Origin of the sequence: Chitinophaga nivalis, assembly GCF_025989125.1 — a bacterium.
GTDB classification, from domain to species: Bacteria; Bacteroidota; Bacteroidia; order Chitinophagales; family Chitinophagaceae; genus Chitinophaga; species Chitinophaga nivalis.
Genome location: NZ_JAPDNR010000001.1, coordinates 1,770,602 through 1,788,353, shown reverse-complemented (window position 1 = coordinate 1,788,353; position 17,752 = coordinate 1,770,602). Strand labels below are relative to the sequence as shown.

Here is a 17,752-nt window from a genome sequence, read left to right as displayed (position 1 = left end):
CCATTTTACGATAAAACAAACTATAGCTGTTTTATCGTAAAATGGCTTTCTTTATTATGCTACAAAGATATCTGTCTGTCGCGGGCCACAATACGCCAGTTGGCATTCACTATGTTTTCCTGCGCCACATAAGCTTTTTCATATAATGCTACCGTAGGGCAAATATGTAATGGTACGCCGTAAAACACTGTGCCCAAGGGATAGGCAGTTGCATCCGGTACCTGTAGTACCAGGTGTTCTTCACTTTGTGACACCGGCCGGGCTTCCGGCGCATTCAGAAAATGTACACGCGGCTGCGGATTTTCGGCCGCTACCGATTTATGTCCGAGGTCCAGGCAGATATGCTGCTCATCGATAATGGATATCACCCGTGTAACGACCAGTGCTGCCCAGTTATAGGTTTGCTCCTGCAGATTATTATGATACCCCCAGTCCCAGAAAATGAACGTACCAGGGCTGCATTCCACCTCTTTTCGCTGTGCATGTACCGGGAAGGTAGGTGATCCGCCCGCTACAATAACAGGTGCGGGAAGACCGGCAGCAACAATTGCTGTCTGCAGCGCGGATACAGGTGCATAAGCTTCGTCACATCTCTTTTTACGTATATCCATATCCGTATCATGCAGATGACCATCATAGGCATGTAACCCTACGGGAACGATTCCCGGCAAAGTAGCCAGATATTGGTACAATGCCAGTGCATCCGGGCCGGGTTTAATGCCGGTACGGTTCATGCCTACGTTCAGGTCCATGAATACGTTTATCTGCCGCCGTTGCTCCGCAAATACAGCACTGATGGCAGCAGCGCCTTCCCTGTTATCTACCAGACAGGAAAAACGCGTTTGCGGGTACCTTTGTACCAGTTCCAGCAACCGTATGATCTTGGGCCCTACCGGCTGATAGGCCAGCAAGGCATCCGGTGCGCCTGCAATACCCAGCATTTCTGCTTCAGCGATAGTAGCGCATTTAAATTTTTGTATACCGGCTTTCAGCATCAGCTGTACCACTTCTGTAATCTTACACGTTTTTACGTGTATACGTAACCGTTGTATATTGTCGATTCTTTCTTTCAGCAGGTTGATATTATCTGTCACCCGGTCTTTGTAGAGAACTACCGCCGGCGAATCTACCTGATCTGCATTGATTAGCTGATACCAGTTCATGAGTTATATTTATGCTTTATTTTTCCGGTTACTTATCCTTACGCCAGTTCAAACAGCGCTTCAATTTCGACAGGAATATTATCGGGTAAAGATCCCATTCCAATGGCACTGCGCACGCCGACACCATATTCTTCTCCCCACACCTGTGCAAACAATTCACTGCATCCGTTGATCACATACGGATGACGTTCAAAATCAGGCGTACAGTTGATCATACCCAATACTTTTATGACGCGTTTGATTTTATCCAGGGAGCCCAGGTTCTTAACCAGCGTAGACAGGATAGCCAAACCAACCTGTCTTGCTGCCAGTTTACCGGCTTCTATATCCAGGTCGGTACCGATACGGCCAATTATCAGTGTTCCATCTTCCTGCATGGTGCCATGCCCGGATACATATACGTGATTACCATGTACCAGCAGGGGCTTATACACACCCAGCGGCTTCGGCGCCGGCGGAAGTTGAAGGCCCAGTGCGTTGAAATTTTCAGTGGGAGTCATTTTCGTTTATCCGTTTAAGTTATACAAACAAATTCAGGATCAGACAACCTGCCAGTCCCGTTACTGAAACGATGGTTTCCATTACTGACCAGGTTTTGATCGTATCTTTCACAGACAAGTTAAAATATTCTTTGAACATCCAGAAACCGGCGTCGTTGACGTGCGAAAACATCAGGCTGCCGGCGCCTGTAGCAAGCACCATCAAACTGGGGTTTACACCTGAACCAGGAATCAGCGGCGCTACAATACCCGCCGTGGTAAGTCCGGCTACGGTAGCCGAGCCTATACATACCCGGATAATAGCTGCAATACCCCATGCCAGCAACAACGGATGCAACTGCATATTCCGCAAGGTAACCGCAATGTATTCACTCACCTTACTGTCGTGCAGCAGCTGCGTTAATGCTCCGGAACCACCAATGATCAATATGATCACCGCTACATCCCGCACCGCTTCATCCATCATTCCCATCACCTTTTTCATCGGCGTTTGTTTTCTCAATCCCAGAAAACAGATACCATTCAATACTGCCAGCAGCATCACAATCAACGGGTCGCCCAGCCAGGTAATGATCCTGAAATATCCGGCATCCGGAGGTACCCATAAACGGAGTAAAGCAGTGCCAGCCAGCAGTAACACAGGTAATAAGGCCGTGAAGAGGCTGACCAGCAGCCCCGGTAACTGTGCTTCCGGCAATGGCGCCGTTACAAACATCTTTCCGGGTGTAGTCGTATAGTGTTTGAGAAAACGGGAAAATACAGGGCCTGCCAGTATAATGGCGGGAATCGCCACCAGGATACCATATACCAGTGTCAGGCCCATATTGGCATGAAACTGCTGTACCAGGGCTGTAGGAGAAGGATGCGGTGGCAAATAGCCATGCGTAACCGATAAAGCAGCCAGCATGGGAATGCCCAGGTATACTACCGGCAATCCGGTACTGGCTGCCACCGTAAAAATCAAGGGTACCATCAGTACAAATCCGATATTGTAAAACAAGGGAATGCCTACAATGAAACCGGTTAACATCAAAGACCATTGTACATAACGAGGCCCCAAAAGCTGCATCAGCGCTCCGGCAATCTTTTGACCGGCGCCACTCTCTGCCACCAGTTTTCCCAGCATACTACCGAATACAATCACAACTATCAGTGATCCCAGTGTTTTGCCGATGCCGGTTTGTATAGACTGGGTAATGGCCGTAACATCCATGTGTAACGCCAACCCCATTAATATGGATACAATCAGAAAAGATAGAAAAGTATTTAAACGGCACCAGGTAACGAGTAATACCAACAGGATGATAGCGGCAAGTACAATAAATAAGGGCATACGACTTGTTGTTTTACATAACGAATGGAAAACAACAAGATAATAAATAGATTCCGTGATTTCATTACTGCTATAAACAGCTGTAACCGGTGCGGACCGGTTACAGTAAAATCATTTATCTCTCTGAAAAAAGGTTTTATTATTCGTACCGCAGTGCGATGATAGGGTCTAGTTTAGAGGCCTTGTAAGCAGGGTAAATACCGGAGATCAGCCCCACGGCAGCACATAGGCTTACCCCTATCATAATCCAGAGCCAGGGCACTAAAAATGCGGATTTCAACAGTACGGAAACGATGTTACCCAGTAACATCCCCATAATAACGCCGATAACGCCCCCCATTACACTGATAATAATGGCTTCATATAAAAACTGTACCCGGATAACATGGCTGGTGGCGCCCAATGCTTTGGTCACACCTATTTCGCGGGTACGTTCGGCTACAGATACCAGCATGATATTCATCAAACCGATCGCAGAACCAAACAGGGTAATAAATGCAATGGCAATAGCAAAGAGGTTGACTTTACTCAAACTGGAAAACAACATTTCCGCTATGCTATCGCTTTTGCTAAGTGTAAAATTATCTTCTTCATTCACTGCCAGGCCCCGGATAATCCGGAAAAGGCCGATAGCCTCTCCCTGAGCGGCTTCCATTTGCGTCACATCATTTACAGACACAGATACCTGATAGCTGGCATTCGGGCTTTCAAAGATCCGGCGTGTATTGTTCACCGTAGTAATCACGACATTGTCTGCACTCATGAAGTTACTGCTTCCTTTGGAGGCCAGCACCCCTACTACCCGGTATCGCACATCACCTACCCGTACCGTATTATTGACAACATTCTTCAGTTGCTTGCCAAACAGTTTTTTGGCCACGTCCATCCCCAGGATGGCCACATTACGCCCGGACTGTACATCCAGACTATTGAAGTCTCGCCCGTCTGCTATTTCGTAGTTGGATATTTTGAGATAATGTTCATCCCCTCCGATGACGTTTACATTCGGATTGGTTTTCTTATCCCCCTTATAAACAGTGGCAATACCTGATGCCTTGTAAGAAACACTGGTAATAGCCGGAAAATGGAAACGTTCTTTAAACTGTACCGCTTCCTGATACCGGATTGTTTTATTACTGTTGGATTTTTTTACTTTTTTCTTGATGTTTTTATTGCCTTTGGAGGCCTGTTCGCTGCCGCCATCACCGATGTTTACCTGCATATCCTTGTTGCGGAGAGAGAAACTATTGGCGCCCATACTGGCAAAGCTGCTGTAAATGCTGCTTTTCATACTGTCGATAGCGGTCAGAATACCAACCAGTACAGTGATACCTACGGCGATAATAGCTACTGTAAGACCGGTGCGAAGCCTGTTGCCACTCACCGAACGATATGCCAGGGAAAAAATATCTCGAGATTGCATAATAAAGGGTTACAAGTAAAGTTAATGTAATATCTGCAGGAATTCCAGTCAATTTGGGATGAACGGCGCAAAACATCTAGCAAAAAAGCGGATTTCCACTAAAACAAAAGCATCAGCCGGAACCCCGCTGATGCTTTTATTTTAATAATATTTACAGGTGGATAAATCCAGTGCCTACAGGTAACATAACAGCAGATTCGGGAACAGTCCCAATGCCAGTACAATTACAATAGCCAGGATCAGGCCGGCCTTAAAGCCGCCACTCACCGGTTCTACACCAGGATCTCCCTGTTTGAAATACATCGCAATGATTACCCGGAAATAGTAGTATACGCTGATAGCAGCACATAATACCGCCAGGAGTACCAGCCATAATAAGTGGCCGTGTTGTACCGCCGCTGCCAGTACAAAGTATTTGGCGAAGAAACCGGCTGTTACCGGAATACCTGCCAGTGAAAACAGGAAGATGGTTACTGCTACCGCCAGTAAAGGTTCTTTGCGGGCCAGGCCATTAAATCCTTCGAAGGTGTAATCCTTCAGTTTCAGCAATACAGCAAAAATACCAATGGTAGCCACGCTATACGCCGCTGCGTACAGGATAACACCCTGTGTACCGGTATTATTCAGGGCAATTACGGCAAACAGCATAAAACCTGCCTGCGCAATACTGGAGTAGGCCAGCATACGTTTTACGCTTTGCTGGAATACAGCTGCAAAGTTACCCAGTATCAGCGTCGCCGCTGTAATGATAGATAAGATGAGCGTCCAGTGGCTGCTGATAGCACCGCCGGAAAAACCAGTATGGAACATGCGGAGAAAAGCGATGAAAGCACCGGCTTTTACTACAGTAGCCATAAAGGAAGTAAATACGGTAGGAGAACCATCATACACGTCCGGTGTCCAGAAGTGGAAAGGCGCAGCCGATACTTTGAAAGACAGGGCAAACACCATCAGGATAATACCGCATAACGATAAAGGATGTACGCTTTCAGCACCCAGTCCCAGCTCGGTAACATTAAAGCTGCCCGCCGCACCATAAATCAGGGTAATACCCATCAGGAGGATACCGGTAGAAAATGCACCCATCAGGAAGTATTTCAGGGAAGCCTCATTGCTTTTCAGGTTCTTTTTATCACTTCCGGCCAGGATGTATTGCGGAATAGACATGATTTCTATAGCCAGGAACAACATCAGCAGGTTACTGAAAGTAGCTGCCAAAGTAATACCGGAAAGAATGAAAAATACCAGGGCGAAATAATCGGAGGTATGTTCACCTACCTTTTCAAACTCACCGCCGGATAAAATGAAGTATAACAAAGTGGCTCCCAGGGCAACTGCATTAAACAATACCCCGAACTTGGTCACTTCTATCATACCAAACATGATATAACCTCCCTCCTGTACAGAAGGATACTGCATCAGGTTGGCGACAAATGCAATCAGAATGGCCGCTATGGCAAAAAATTTAATATGCTGCTTATTACGTACAAATAAACCAACAAACATCATTACAACACCCGATAAAGCAGTAGAAATTAGTGCATTCATATTTTTGCGTTACAAAACCCCATTAAAATTTTTTGACTTTGGGATGTTCAGCAGCAGCTGCCTTCCGGTAGCCGCTACTTCAGATCTCAAAATAATTTACTTGCCATTTCAGTGGTGCCGCTCACCAAATCCAGCATTGGTTTTGGATAAACACCCAGCACAATAATCATGATTACCACCAGACTCAATACCAGGGTTTCACCAGGCAGCAGGTCCGTAGTTGTTTCGGTTAAAGTATTTCCCTGACCGAATATTACTTTCTGAATCATATTCAGTGTATACACTGCAGACAGAATAATACCCAATCCGGCAAATGCCATAAACCAATGATTATGTTGGAACAATCCGCTGAACATCAGGAACTCACCAATAAAACCGTTGGTAAGCGGGAGACCGATGTTAGCCAGACTGATAATAACGAGGAAAATAGCGAGACGTGGCGCTTTCTGTGCAATGCCTCCCAGTTCGTCCATGTTCTTTACACCCAGGCGTTGCTGAATAATTTCTACCACAATCCACAATCCCACAATGTTGATACCGTGGTTGAACAACTGTACCAACACCCCTTGCAGGCTTTGCTCATTGTTGGCAAAGATAGCCGCACACATCAGACCGATGTGGGCAATAGAGGAATAAGCGATCAGGCGTTTCAGGTCATTTTGTACCATAGCGATGCAGGAAGCATAGATGATACCGATGATGCTCAGCACAATCACTACATCAGACCACATGGCAGCACCCTGCGGCACTACCGGCAGTAACCAGCGGATCACGCCGAACAGCCCCATCTTCACCATTACACCGGAAAGGATCATGGTAACAGGTGTGGGAGATTGTTCATACGTATCGGGCTGCCAGGTATGGAAAGGAAATACCGGCATCTTGATGGCAAAGGCCACAAAGAACAGCCAGAATAACCATTTCTGGTCGCCGGCACTCAGCTGTGTACCCGTGAAGGAGGTCCAGCTGAAAGAGTGATCCGGTGTCTGGAAATACAGGTAGATAATACCTACCAGCATTAACAGGGAACCCAGGAAAGTGTAAATGAAGAATTTAAAGGTAACGGCGATCCGTTTTTCTCCTCCCCACAGGGAGCAAAGAAAATAAACAGGAATCAGTGCCAGTTCCCAGAATATGTAAAACTGCAGGGCGTCAAATGCGGTGAATACACCGGTAAGACCCGCCTGCGATAATAACATTAAACCATAGAAGCTGTTGGACTGCTCGTAGTTGCGGTTATAAATGGTGATGAAAATAAGCAGAAAAGCAATCGCTGTAAGTAAGCAAAGCATCACCCCCATTCCATCTAATCCTACCCGGAACTGGCTCCCCAGCTGCGGAATCCAGTTGGCAACCAGATTGAGACTTTCCGGCGCCGTCCGAAAGCGGCACCATGTCCCTATTGCCAGTGTCACCGTAGCCAGCGACGAAATCATGCCCAGTACTTTAGGCCCGGACCCCTTCAGACCAAATGTAATCAGGCCTGCAATGAAAGGAATCAATATTAATAAAACTGTCAACATAATTTATCTGCGCTTGTAACTTCTGCTATTGGTTTATAATAAGAATCCGATCACAAATAATACAATCATACCGATCACCATGGCAAAGATGTAAAAACCTACCTGTCCGTTCTGTACGAGGCGGATTTTCTGACCACCCCATTGTACACCACTTCCGATACCATTTACCAGTTTGTCGATACCTGCCTTTTCTACTACATCCCGGAAGAAGCGGGCCAGTTCATATAATGGCTTTACAATGATTGCATCGTACAGTTCATCGATATACCATTTGTTCTCGAGTACTTTCGCCAGGCCTGTATTTTCTTTACCGGTTTCTTCATAAGCGGCAAATTTCCCACGGGCCAGCAGTATCATTACAATGACCAGGGCACTGCTGATACCCATCAGTAACCATTCTGTACTATGAGAGAGGTGATGTGCGGTAGCAAAAGGAGCTGACTGGGCAAAGATGGGTTCCAGGTAAGTAGCCAGGAAATTCTTTACACCAAATACTTCCGGTAAACCAACATAACCACCAAATACGGAGAGCAGCGCCAGGATAATCAACGGCAACGTCATCGCTGCAGGACTTTCATGCAGGTGATGCTCCTGATCATGGGTACCCCGGAATTTACCGGAGAAGGTAATGAAATATAACCGGAACATATAAAAAGCCGTCATCAGCGCACCCAATAATCCGAGTACATATAATACCGGGTTGTTGGCAAACGCGTTGGCAAGGATTTCATCTTTGGAGAAGAAGCCGGAGAAACCGGGGATACCGGCAATCGCCAGACAGCCTACCAGGAATGTCCAATGGGTAGTAGGCATGAATTTTTTCAGCCCGCCCATTTTACGGATATCCTGTTCGCCTCCCATGGCATGGATCACGGAACCGGAACCCAGGAACAACAACGCTTTGAAGAAAGCGTGTGTCATTACGTGGAATACCGCTGCTGAATAAGCGCCCACGCCCAGTGCCAGGAACATATAACCCAACTGGCTCACCGTAGAATAAGCCAGCACTTTTTTAATATCATTTTGTTTGAGGGCAATGGAAGCAGCAAATAACGCTGTAGCCACCCCAATTACGGCAATCACCGTCTGGATAGAAGGAGCCAGCGTATAAATCACGTTACTGCGGGCAATCATATAGATACCTGCGGTTACCATCGTTGCCGCGTGGATCAGCGCTGATACCGGTGTAGGACCCGCCATCGCATCCGGTAACCAGGTATAAAGCGGAATCTGAGCCGATTTACCCATTGCACCCACAAACATCAGCATGGCAATGGCCACCAGTGTTGGATTATTGATACCCAGCGGTGCTGCTTTGGCAAATACTTCCGGGAAAGTAACGGTGCCAAACTGCATAATCATGAAGAAGATACCGAGCAGGAAACCCAGGTCTCCGATACGGTTCATCACGAATGCCTTTTTAGCGGCGTTGTTATAGCTGGGATTTTTAAACCAGAAACCAATCAGGAGGTAAGAACATAATCCTACACCTTCCCAACCGATGAACATCATTACATAGTTTGCACCCAGTACCAGAATCAGCATGGAGAATACAAAGAGGTTCAGGTACGCAAAATACCGTGCGAAACTCTCATCGCTTTCCTCATGCATGTAAGAGGTAGAGTAGATATGGATCAGGGTACCTACGCCGGTGATCACCAGCAGGAACAAGGCACTCAGCTGATCTACCTGAAAGGCAAAAGGAATGTGCAGGGTACCTACCGTAATAAAATCAAACAAGGTTACTACCTGTGGCGTAAAGCCCGGGGCTTTTGCTTCCAGGAACATTAATACACTTATCACAAAAGCAGCCAGCACTGTGCCACTGCCAACAAATCCTACCAGGGACTTGGATAAAAATCTGCGTCCCAACCCATTCACCAGGAAACCCAATAATGGTAAAAATGGTACCAGCCAAACTAGATTAATCATTTATCAATTCTATTTACGACGTCGAAGAAATTAATAATCAGAAAAGGGAATTATTAATTTTTCAGCCTGTTAAGAATGTTAATATCTACCGAATGTGTATTTCTGTAGACCATTGTAATAATAGCCAGGCCTACTGCTACTTCCGCAGCTGCCACCACCATAATAAAGAATACAAACAGCTGTGCGCCGCCGGCATCTATCTTACCTGCATCTGCCCACATTTTGGAAAATGCTACCATCAGGAGGTTTACCGCATTCAGCATCAGCTCCACACACATAAAAATGATGATCGCATTTCTGCGCATCAATACTCCCATTACACCTATACAGAATAAGGCAATACTTAGAAATATGTAATATTGAACAGGCATAAAATAAATTACGAATTACAAATTGTGAATAACGTTGTACGCTTCACGTTATAACGGCTTAATCCTTTTTTCCGATTACCACGGCACCTACCATGGCGCTGAGGAACAGGATGCTGCTCACCTCAAAAGGTACCACATACTGTTTGAACAGGATCTGGCCCAGATTTTTGATCAATCCTACTTCCGTAGCCTGCGACGTCAGTCCGGGCATGCTGGCATCACGCAGCGCAGCTACCAGTACTACCAGTAAGGCGCCGCCGCTGATCGCGCCGGCATACTTCAGCCAGTTACGTTTCTGTGGTTCCAGGTCTGCATTCATATTCATCAGCATCATCACATACAGGAACAGTACCATGATGGCGCCGGAATAAACAATGATGTGTACCACCGCCAGGAACTGGGCATTCAGCATGATGTAGTGACCTGCAATGGTAAAGAAGGTTACGATCAGGCACAATACGCTCGTCACGGGATTCTTACTCAATACCACGCCCAACGCTGATACCAGCGCAATGAACGAAAGCACCATGAAAATTATTTGTTGTGTACTCATTCCCATCTCTGCTATGTTTGACTATTGTATTTTTAGCTATGTGCGCTGTGAATAATTATTTACCCTGCTCTTTCGGATGAGGAATCAGCAGATCATCTTTTCCGTAAATGAAACCTTTACGCTGATAGTTTGCCGGAGCAAATGTTTCAGACATATATACCGCATCTTTCGGGCAGGCTTCTTCACAGAAACCACAGAAAATACAACGCAGCATATTGATTTCATATTTTGCGGCGTATTTCTCTTCGCGGTACAGGTTTTCTTCTCCCGGTAATCTTTCCGCAGCTTCCATGGTAATGGCTTCTGCCGGACAGGCCACCGCACATAATCCACACGCAGTGCATCTTTCACGTCCTTCCTCGTCCCGGTTCAATACGTGCAAACCACGGAATACCGGGCTGAAATCACGTTTCTTTTCCGGAAAACTTACCGTTGCCTTACGTTGAAAAAGGTGTTTCATGGTAATACTCATCCCTTTTGCGATAGCGGGGATATAGAGTTTCTCCATGAAAGTCATAGGCCTGCGGTCTACTGCTTTTGCCCTGTTTGTTAATGCTTGCATAATAAATGCTTTATTTAATCCACACCAGCGGTGTGTACTTCATTAGTAATTAATTAGTGTTGACGCATCAATACTACAGCTCCTGTAATCAACATATTCGCCAACGCCAGCGGAATCAATACTTTCCAGCCCAAACGCATCAGCTGATCATACCGGAATCTCGGGATGGTCCAGCGTACCCACATAAACAGGAATATGAAGAGCAATGTTTTGATGAACAATGCCAGGAAGCCTAAAACAGTCAACATATTCGGGCTCAGACCCAGGCTGTCCATGAAAGGGAAAGCATAGCCACCAAAATACATGGTCGCCATCAGGGCAGAACTGATAAACATGTTAATATACTCTGCGAAAAGGAAGAAACCCAGTTTCATGGAAGAATATTCCAGGTGGTAACCACCATTCAGTTCGTTCTCTGCTTCCGGTAAGTCGAAAGGAGTACGGTTACATTCCGCAAAAGCGCATATCAGGAAGATAAAAAATCCGAGTGGTTGGTATACTACGTTCCACAGACCATGCCGCTGTGCTTCCACAATTTCTTTCAGGCTGAGGGTGCCGGTGAGCATCAGCAAGGCTATCAGCGCCAGACCCATTGGCAGTTCGTAGGAGATGATCTGCGAAGCTGCACGAACGGAAGCCAGCAGGGAGTATTTATTGTTAGACGCCCATCCGCCGATCATGATACCATAAACACCCATACTTACTACTCCGAAAATGAAGAGGATACCGATGTTTACGTCAGCTACCTGCAGGGAAACCGTGCGGCCGGCAATCGTGAGGTTATCACCCCACGGAATAACGGCGCTGGTCATACAAGCCACCATCATGGCAATGGAAGGACCCAGGATAAACATGAAGCGATTGGCATGGGTAGGAATAATTTCTTCCTTGAAGAAGAGTTTACCGCCATCGGCCAGTGGCTGCAGCAATCCCATCGGACCTGCACGGTTAGGACCTAAACGATCCTGTATCCATGCCGCTACCTTTCTTTCACCCCAGGTAGAGTACATGGCTACTACCAGGGAAAGTACCAGTACTGCTGAAATCAGGAGTACTTTTTCAATAATAAAAAACCAGTCTATGCTTAATAACGTCATTACCAATTGCGGATTACGAATTACGAATTACGATTGTTGCTTTGTAAAGTCATTGGAGTGAGCCGGGCCGTCTATTTTCGACAAATCTACTTCCGGCCTGTTTACCTGGCTTTCGGAGTGAATATCGAACAACAATTTAGGTTTCCTTCCATCCAGTACTTCTACCAGCGGATCTTTAGGTTTTACCGTATTCACGTAATGTCCCTGGGAAATAACGCTCTGACGGTCTATTTTACGTGGTCCTTCGATCACCCAGTCTTTCGCTTCTTTTTTATCGAAACGGCAGGTATCACAGATAAAGTCTTCTACTTCTCCATATTGGTCTTTGCGGGCAGTCACACGGAATACTTCGTCTCCGCGCATCCACAATACCGTTTTACCGCAGCATTTTTCGTTGTCGCAGTGACGGTGTGCATCTACCGGCTTCAGGAACCATACCCTGTTTTTGAAACGGAAGGTCTGATCGGTTAAAGCGCCTACCGGACATACATCGATTACGTTACCGATAAAGTCGTTATCCAGTGATTGGGAGATATAGGTGCTGATTTCAGAAGCATCACCACGGCCCAGGACACCGTGTTCCCGTTTGTTGGTGAGCTGGTCTGCTGTATACACACAACGGTAGCAAAGGATGCAACGGGTCATGTGTAATTTGATTTTATCGCCTATATCTATTTTATCAAAAGTTCTGCGTTTAAATTCGTAGCGGGTGCTGTCTGCGCCATGTTCGTAGCTCAGATCCTGCAGGTGACATTCACCGGCCTGGTCGCAAACCGGACAATCCAGCGGGTGATTGAGCAGCAGGAATTCCACCACTCCTTTACGGGCCTCCTGTACTTCAGGAGAGGTGATGTTGGCGACTTCCATACCATCCATAACAGTAGTACGGCAGCTGGCCACCAGTTTAGGCATCGGGCGCGGATCGGCATCGGAGCCTTTGGATACTTTTACCAGGCAGGTACGGCATTTACCACCGCTGCCATTCAGTTTGGAATAGTAGCACATGGCCGGCGGCACAATATCTCCTCCTATCTTCCTCGCCGCATTGAGAATGGTTGTACCGGGTTCTACCTCCACAGAGATGTTATCGATCTTAACCTTGAATAATTTTATTTCCTCCGCCATCTTGATATATCTTTTTTGCTCTCCGGGAGAGCAACGTTTATTTATATATTGATTCCTTAATTCAGTATATGCATTGCCGTTATACAGCGGCAGGTATTGTCAGCGGATCTGCGTAGTGTGCCAGGCCGAAGTTGCGGGTGAGCGCTTCTTCCGGATGGGTTACGTGCCATTCAAACTCGTCACGGAAATGACGGATAGCAGCAGCTACCGGCCATGCAGCAGCATCACCGAGCGGGCAAATCGTATTTCCTTCTATTTTACGCTGAATATCCCACAGCAGATCGATATCACTCATTTTACCTTTACCGTTTTCGAGGTTCAGCAGGACTTTTTTCATCCAGCCGGTACCTTCGCGGCAAGGGCTGCACTGACCGCAGCTTTCATGGTGGTAGAAACGGGCAAAAGTGAGGGTGTTACGTACAATACACTGGTCTTCGTCCATCACAATAAATCCACCGGAACCCAACATGGAACCGGTAGCAAATCCGCCATCACTGAGGCTTTCGTACGTCATCATGCGGGTTTCACCTTTAGCGGTTTTCAGCAGCAGGTTAGCTGGTAATACCGGAACGGAAGATCCTCCGGGAATACAGGCTTTCAGGCGTTTACCATTTTTGATACCGCCGCAGTATTCATCGGAGTAAATAAATTCTTCTACAGAGATGTTCATTTCGATCTCATAAACACCGGGTTTGTTGATATTACCGCAGGCGGAGATCAGTTTGGTACCGGTAGATTTGCCGGTGCCGTATTTAATATATTCATCGCCGCCGATATTGATGATGGGCACAACGGCTGCGAGGGTTTCCACATTGTTTACAACAGTAGGGCACTGCCATAATCCTTTTACTGCCGGGAAAGGAGGTTTGATACGGGGATTACCGCGTTTACCTTCCAGGGATTCTATCAGGGCAGTTTCCTCCCCACAGATATAAGCGCCGGCGCCGCGTTGTACATATATTTCCAGATCGAAACCGGTGCCCTGGATATTTTTACCCAGCCAGCCTTTATTTTTTGCTTCTGCGATGGCCTGCTCCAGGATGTCCGGAATCCAGGCATATTCACCACGGATGTAGATGTACGCACTGTTAGCGCCTAATGCAAAGCTGGAAATCAGCAACCCTTCAATGAGGAGGTGCGGAATGAATTCCATCAGATAACGGTCTTTAAAAGTACCCGGCTCTGATTCATCTGCATTACAAACGAGATAACGGGGAACACCTTCCGGCCTGGCGATGAAGCTCCATTTTAAACCGGTAGGAAAACCCGCACCACCCCGGCCTCTCAGGCCACTCTTCTTCACTTCCTCCAGTACGCCTTCGGGGCCCATGCTTTTCAGCGCTTTTTCAGCTGCCGCATAACCGCCGTTGCTCCGGTAAGTATCATAATACCGGATACCTTCTATATGTGCTTTGTCTAACAGTAATTTGCGTCCCATTTTCTTCCTTATGGTTTAATGATATCCGGTATATCCGGCTACCATTAACAGATTTTTTGTGTATATCTTTTATGCCTTACGTATACCGTGTTGTGACATGCGTTCAGCCAGGCGATAAAACAACAGCCCGGCACTCAAACCACACACGAGGGAAACCAACCAGTTATCGATCCGCCACAGGGCCGTAAGTAAGCCCATTAACAGTACTGCTTCCAGCAGTTGCAACCTGTGACGCTGATACCATCCCTTTATACGCATGGTTCTGTTATTTTTTGGATGCATCAGTTTGCGTTTGCGTTTGCCCGGCATTCAGCAATGATTTCATCTACTTTTGCTGGTGTCAGGTGTTCGCGATAATGTTTTCCTAACTGCATCATGGGTGCATATCCGCAGGCACCGAGGCATTCCACCGTTTTAAGGGTGAAAAGGCCATCCGCGGTAGTTTCGCCTACGCCAATACCCAACTTGCTTTTTATATAGTCAATGATCTGATCAGAACCGCTTACCATGCACGGACCTGTATGACATACCTCAAAGAGATAAGCACCTACCGGTTTCAGGTTAAACATGCTATAGAAAGTGGCTACTTCGTATACTTCAATGGGTTTCAGTTGCAAAAGTGATGCAACATAGTCCATCGTCTCTGCACTCAACCATCCGTCAAATGATTCCTGAGCCAGGTGCAGCACAGGTATCAATGCACTTTTCTGCTTGCCTTCCGGGTAGCGTGCAATGATTTCTTTTACTTTATTCAGTTTCTCTTCAGAAAATTGAACTACAGCCATTATTTTAATCAGCTTTAATCTTCAAAATATTCAATCAGAATGACTAGGCATCCAGCTCTCCTGCAATCAGGTTCAGACTACTCATACAAACGATCGCATCGCTCAGCATGGCTCCTTTTACCAGTTCAGGATAAGCCTGGTAATAAATGAAGCAGGGACGGCGGAAATGCAGCCTGTAAGGGCTACGGCCTCCATCACTGATCAGATAGAATCCCAGCTCACCATTCGCACCTTCTACGGCATTGTATATTTCACCAGGTAATATTTCTGATTCACCCATCACAATTTTAAAGTGATAGATCAATGCTTCCATCTTCGTGTATACGTCCTTTTTGTCCGGCAGGTAATAAGCCGGTACATCAGCATGGTAGATATCTCCTGGTAAACCTTTCAGTTTTTCCATGGCCTGACGAACGATGCTGATACTTTCCCACATTTCCGCATTACGCACCAGGTAACGGTCGTAGCTATCGCCGGTAGTACCTACAGGTACAGCGAAATCGAAGTCCTGGTAAGAACTGTAAGGGGAAGCAATACGCACATCATAGTCCACACCGGCCGCCCGCAGGTTAGGACCGGTAAAACCGTAACTCATAGCTCTTTCCGCTGAAATACCGCCAACGCCCTGGGTCCGTTCCATAAAAATACGGTTACGGGTGAGCATGGTTTCGAATTCTTTCAGTACAGCCGGAAATTCAGCCAGGAAACGTTCTATTTTCTGAAACGCAGCAGGCGTGAAATTTCTTTCAAAGCCACCCACACGGCCGATATTGGTCGTCAGGCGGGAGCCGCATATTTCTTCGTAAATTTCGTATATCAGTTCGCGGTAGGTCATCAGGTAAACGAACCCTGTCAACGCACCGGTATCCACACCCATTACGGCACTACAGATCAGGTGATCTGCAATACGCGCCAGCTCCATGATAATTACCCGCATGTAGTCCACTCTTTTAGGCGTTTCCACGCCCAGCAGTTTTTCTACAGTCAGGTGCCAGCCCATATTATTAATAGGGGCCGAGCAATAGTTAAGACGGTCTGTCAGGGGAGTGATCTGGTAGTAAGGACGACGTTCAGCGATTTTTTCAAATGCACGGTGAATATACCCTACAGTAGATTCAGCGCTGACAATGCGTTCCCCGTCTATTTCCAGAATATTCTGAAATACACCATGTGTTGCCGGGTGCGTAGGACCCAGGTTCAGCGTGGTAGTATCTTTTTCTATAGAGCCTTCCGGCAGCTTTATATGTTGTTTCTGCTCTAACATATCCTAGTAATATTAAATGTTTCCGCCCCGACCAAACATCTCGTCGTCTTTATCTATTCGCATGGAGTCTTCCAGCGGGAATTCCTTACGCATGGGGAAATATTCCATTTCATCCACGTTCAGGATACGTTTCAGGTTGGGATGTCCTACGAAATCGATCCCAAAAAAGTCATAGGTCTCGCGTTCCATCCAGTTGGCAGATTCAAACAGCCGGGTAGCTGTAAACACCTGCGGTGCTGCTACCGGTGCAAATACTTTCAACCGCATCCGGACATTATCCTGGAAATTGTGTAAATGATAGACTACTGCCAGTTCTTCTCCTTTTCTCTCCGGATAATGCACCGCAGTCACATCTGTCAGAAAACGAAAACGCAATTCCTCATCATCAAACAGGAATTGCATCACTTTCAGGTTATAATCTTTCTGCGCGGTGAAGGTAAGCAGCCCAAACGGCTCTTCAAAGCCGGTAAGCACATCTCCAAACTTTTCCGTCAGGCGTTGCTGTATGCGTTCGTTTGTTAAAGACATTAACAATTTGAATTTACGATTTACGATTAACCATTCACCCGCTATTTGATACCGTAAGACTCCATCAGTTCTTTGTACTTGTCGGAGTTACGGCGGCGGAGACTTTCCTGGCCTACCAGTTCCTGTATTTTCATGAAGCCGTCGATAATGCCTTCCGGTCTGGGAGGACATCCCGGCACATACACATCTACCGGGATAACCTGGTCGATGCCCTGTAATACGGAATAGGTATCAAATATACCGCCACTGGAAGCGCAGGCACCTACTGCCAGTACCCAGCGGGGTTCTGCCATTTGCAGGTATACCTGGCGTACAATAGGGCCCATTTTTTTGGAAATAGTCCCCATTACCATGAGCAGGTCGCACTGACGGGGTGTAAACGCCATACGTTCAGCACCGAAACGCGCCAGGTCATAGGTAGCTGCCATCGTTGCCATGAATTCAATACCACAGCAGGAAGTAGCAAACGGTAACGGCCAGATCGAGTTTCTACGCGCCAGACCTATCACCTTATCAAAAGAAGTGGCATAAAATCCTTCTCCGGAGTATCCTTCCGGGATTTCCACCATCTTAACCTTGGTATTATATTGAACGGGACGAGCCATTT

The 17,752-nt window shown here is 46.7% G+C and carries 18 protein-coding genes; all 18 read right to left on the bottom strand.

Going from position 1 to position 17,752, the window contains the following annotated elements:
- Positions 1 to 59: 59 nt before the first annotated feature.
- Entirely contained in the window at positions 60 to 1,163 is a 1,104-nt protein-coding gene (locus OL444_RS07390; protein ID WP_264733862.1) for a D-TA family PLP-dependent enzyme, read from the bottom strand.
- A gap of 38 nt (positions 1,164 to 1,201) precedes the next feature.
- A complete protein-coding gene (locus tag OL444_RS07385) occupies positions 1,202 to 1,663 on the bottom strand; it encodes a RidA family protein (RefSeq protein WP_264733863.1) in 462 nt (153 codons plus the stop codon).
- A gap of 19 nt (positions 1,664 to 1,682) precedes the next feature.
- On the bottom strand, positions 1,683 to 2,996 hold the full coding sequence (locus OL444_RS07380; protein WP_264733864.1) for a gluconate:H+ symporter: 1,314 nt from the start codon (positions 2,994 to 2,996) through the stop codon (positions 1,683 to 1,685).
- A gap of 139 nt (positions 2,997 to 3,135) precedes the next feature.
- Positions 3,136 to 4,419 carry an ABC transporter permease gene (locus OL444_RS07375; protein WP_264733865.1) on the bottom strand — a complete coding sequence of 428 codons (1,284 nt, stop codon included), beginning with the start codon at positions 4,417 to 4,419 and terminating at the stop codon, positions 3,136 to 3,138.
- Between the two features lie 174 nt (positions 4,420 to 4,593).
- Positions 4,594 to 5,967, bottom strand: coding sequence for an NADH-quinone oxidoreductase subunit N (locus tag OL444_RS07370; protein ID WP_264733866.1), 1,374 nt, complete (start codon positions 5,965 to 5,967; stop codon positions 4,594 to 4,596).
- Positions 5,968 to 6,053: 86 nt separating this feature from the next.
- Entirely contained in the window at positions 6,054 to 7,490 is a 1,437-nt protein-coding gene (locus tag OL444_RS07365) for a complex I subunit 4 family protein (protein WP_264733867.1), read from the bottom strand.
- A 33-nt stretch (positions 7,491 to 7,523) separates the two neighbouring features.
- Positions 7,524 to 9,422, bottom strand: coding sequence for an NADH-quinone oxidoreductase subunit L (nuoL, locus tag OL444_RS07360; protein WP_264733868.1), 1,899 nt, complete (start codon positions 9,420 to 9,422; stop codon positions 7,524 to 7,526).
- Between the two features lie 53 nt (positions 9,423 to 9,475).
- Positions 9,476 to 9,793, bottom strand: a complete 318-nt coding sequence (nuoK, locus tag OL444_RS07355) for an NADH-quinone oxidoreductase subunit NuoK (RefSeq protein WP_264733869.1) — start codon at positions 9,791 to 9,793, stop codon at positions 9,476 to 9,478.
- A gap of 58 nt (positions 9,794 to 9,851) precedes the next feature.
- Positions 9,852 to 10,346 (bottom strand): NADH-quinone oxidoreductase subunit J family protein, encoded by a 495-nt coding sequence (locus OL444_RS07350; RefSeq protein ID WP_264733870.1) that lies wholly within the window; start codon positions 10,344 to 10,346, stop codon positions 9,852 to 9,854.
- A gap of 55 nt (positions 10,347 to 10,401) precedes the next feature.
- On the bottom strand, positions 10,402 to 10,908 hold the full coding sequence (gene nuoI / locus OL444_RS07345; RefSeq protein WP_264733871.1) for an NADH-quinone oxidoreductase subunit NuoI: 507 nt from the start codon (positions 10,906 to 10,908) through the stop codon (positions 10,402 to 10,404).
- A gap of 53 nt (positions 10,909 to 10,961) precedes the next feature.
- Complete coding sequence (nuoH, locus tag OL444_RS07340; RefSeq protein ID WP_264733872.1) at positions 10,962 to 12,005, bottom strand: NADH-quinone oxidoreductase subunit NuoH; 1,044 nt, start codon at positions 12,003 to 12,005, stop codon at positions 10,962 to 10,964.
- Between the two features lie 27 nt (positions 12,006 to 12,032).
- Entirely contained in the window at positions 12,033 to 13,130 is a 1,098-nt protein-coding gene (locus OL444_RS07335) for an NADH-quinone oxidoreductase subunit G (protein ID WP_264733873.1), read from the bottom strand.
- Positions 13,131 to 13,209: 79 nt separating this feature from the next.
- Positions 13,210 to 14,568 (bottom strand): NADH-quinone oxidoreductase subunit NuoF, encoded by a 1,359-nt coding sequence (gene nuoF, locus OL444_RS07330; protein WP_264733874.1) that lies wholly within the window; start codon positions 14,566 to 14,568, stop codon positions 13,210 to 13,212.
- A gap of 69 nt (positions 14,569 to 14,637) precedes the next feature.
- Positions 14,638 to 14,826: a hypothetical protein gene (locus tag OL444_RS07325; protein WP_264752012.1), complete on the bottom strand. Its 189-nt coding sequence runs from the start codon at positions 14,824 to 14,826 to the stop codon at positions 14,638 to 14,640.
- Between the two features lie 23 nt (positions 14,827 to 14,849).
- A complete protein-coding gene (locus OL444_RS07320) occupies positions 14,850 to 15,353 on the bottom strand; it encodes an NADH-quinone oxidoreductase subunit NuoE family protein (protein WP_264733876.1) in 504 nt (167 codons plus the stop codon).
- Between the two features lie 43 nt (positions 15,354 to 15,396).
- Complete coding sequence (locus OL444_RS07315; protein WP_264733877.1) at positions 15,397 to 16,617, bottom strand: NADH-quinone oxidoreductase subunit D; 1,221 nt, start codon at positions 16,615 to 16,617, stop codon at positions 15,397 to 15,399.
- Positions 16,618 to 16,629: 12 nt separating this feature from the next.
- A complete protein-coding gene (locus tag OL444_RS07310; protein ID WP_264733878.1) occupies positions 16,630 to 17,145 on the bottom strand; it encodes an NADH-quinone oxidoreductase subunit C in 516 nt (171 codons plus the stop codon).
- A gap of 41 nt (positions 17,146 to 17,186) precedes the next feature.
- Positions 17,187 to 17,750: an NADH-quinone oxidoreductase subunit B gene (locus OL444_RS07305; protein WP_264733879.1), complete on the bottom strand. Its 564-nt coding sequence runs from the start codon at positions 17,748 to 17,750 to the stop codon at positions 17,187 to 17,189.
- Positions 17,751 to 17,752 lie beyond the last annotated feature (2 nt).

What these genes read in the sequence shown, in the direction of transcription:
- OL444_RS07390 (WP_264733862.1), bottom strand. Translation starts at nt 1,163, where the DNA reads ATGAACTGGTATCAGCTAATCAATGCAGATCAGGTAGATTCGCCGGCG.
- OL444_RS07385 (WP_264733863.1), bottom strand. Translation starts at nt 1,663, where the DNA reads ATGACTCCCACTGAAAATTTCAACGCACTGGGCCTTCAACTTCCGCCG.
- OL444_RS07380 (WP_264733864.1), bottom strand. Translation starts at nt 2,996, where the DNA reads ATGCCCTTATTTATTGTACTTGCCGCTATCATCCTGTTGGTATTACTC.
- OL444_RS07375 (WP_264733865.1), bottom strand. Translation starts at nt 4,419, where the DNA reads ATGCAATCTCGAGATATTTTTTCCCTGGCATATCGTTCGGTGAGTGGC.
- OL444_RS07370 (WP_264733866.1), bottom strand. Translation starts at nt 5,967, where the DNA reads ATGAATGCACTAATTTCTACTGCTTTATCGGGTGTTGTAATGATGTTT.
- OL444_RS07365 (WP_264733867.1), bottom strand. Translation starts at nt 7,490, where the DNA reads ATGTTGACAGTTTTATTAATATTGATTCCTTTCATTGCAGGCCTGATT.
- nuoL (WP_264733868.1), bottom strand. Translation starts at nt 9,422, where the DNA reads ATGATTAATCTAGTTTGGCTGGTACCATTTTTACCATTATTGGGTTTC.
- nuoK (WP_264733869.1), bottom strand. Translation starts at nt 9,793, where the DNA reads ATGCCTGTTCAATATTACATATTTCTAAGTATTGCCTTATTCTGTATA.
- OL444_RS07350 (WP_264733870.1), bottom strand. Translation starts at nt 10,346, where the DNA reads ATGAGTACACAACAAATAATTTTCATGGTGCTTTCGTTCATTGCGCTG.
- nuoI (WP_264733871.1), bottom strand. Translation starts at nt 10,908, where the DNA reads ATGCAAGCATTAACAAACAGGGCAAAAGCAGTAGACCGCAGGCCTATG.
- nuoH (WP_264733872.1), bottom strand. Translation starts at nt 12,005, where the DNA reads ATGACGTTATTAAGCATAGACTGGTTTTTTATTATTGAAAAAGTACTC.
- OL444_RS07335 (WP_264733873.1), bottom strand. Translation starts at nt 13,130, where the DNA reads ATGGCGGAGGAAATAAAATTATTCAAGGTTAAGATCGATAACATCTCT.
- nuoF (WP_264733874.1), bottom strand. Translation starts at nt 14,568, where the DNA reads ATGGGACGCAAATTACTGTTAGACAAAGCACATATAGAAGGTATCCGG.
- OL444_RS07325 (WP_264752012.1), bottom strand. Translation starts at nt 14,826, where the DNA reads ATGCGTATAAAGGGATGGTATCAGCGTCACAGGTTGCAACTGCTGGAA.
- OL444_RS07320 (WP_264733876.1), bottom strand. Translation starts at nt 15,353, where the DNA reads ATGGCTGTAGTTCAATTTTCTGAAGAGAAACTGAATAAAGTAAAAGAA.
- OL444_RS07315 (WP_264733877.1), bottom strand. Translation starts at nt 16,617, where the DNA reads ATGTTAGAGCAGAAACAACATATAAAGCTGCCGGAAGGCTCTATAGAA.
- OL444_RS07310 (WP_264733878.1), bottom strand. Translation starts at nt 17,145, where the DNA reads ATGTCTTTAACAAACGAACGCATACAGCAACGCCTGACGGAAAAGTTT.
- OL444_RS07305 (WP_264733879.1), bottom strand. Translation starts at nt 17,750, where the DNA reads ATGGCTCGTCCCGTTCAATATAATACCAAGGTTAAGATGGTGGAAATC.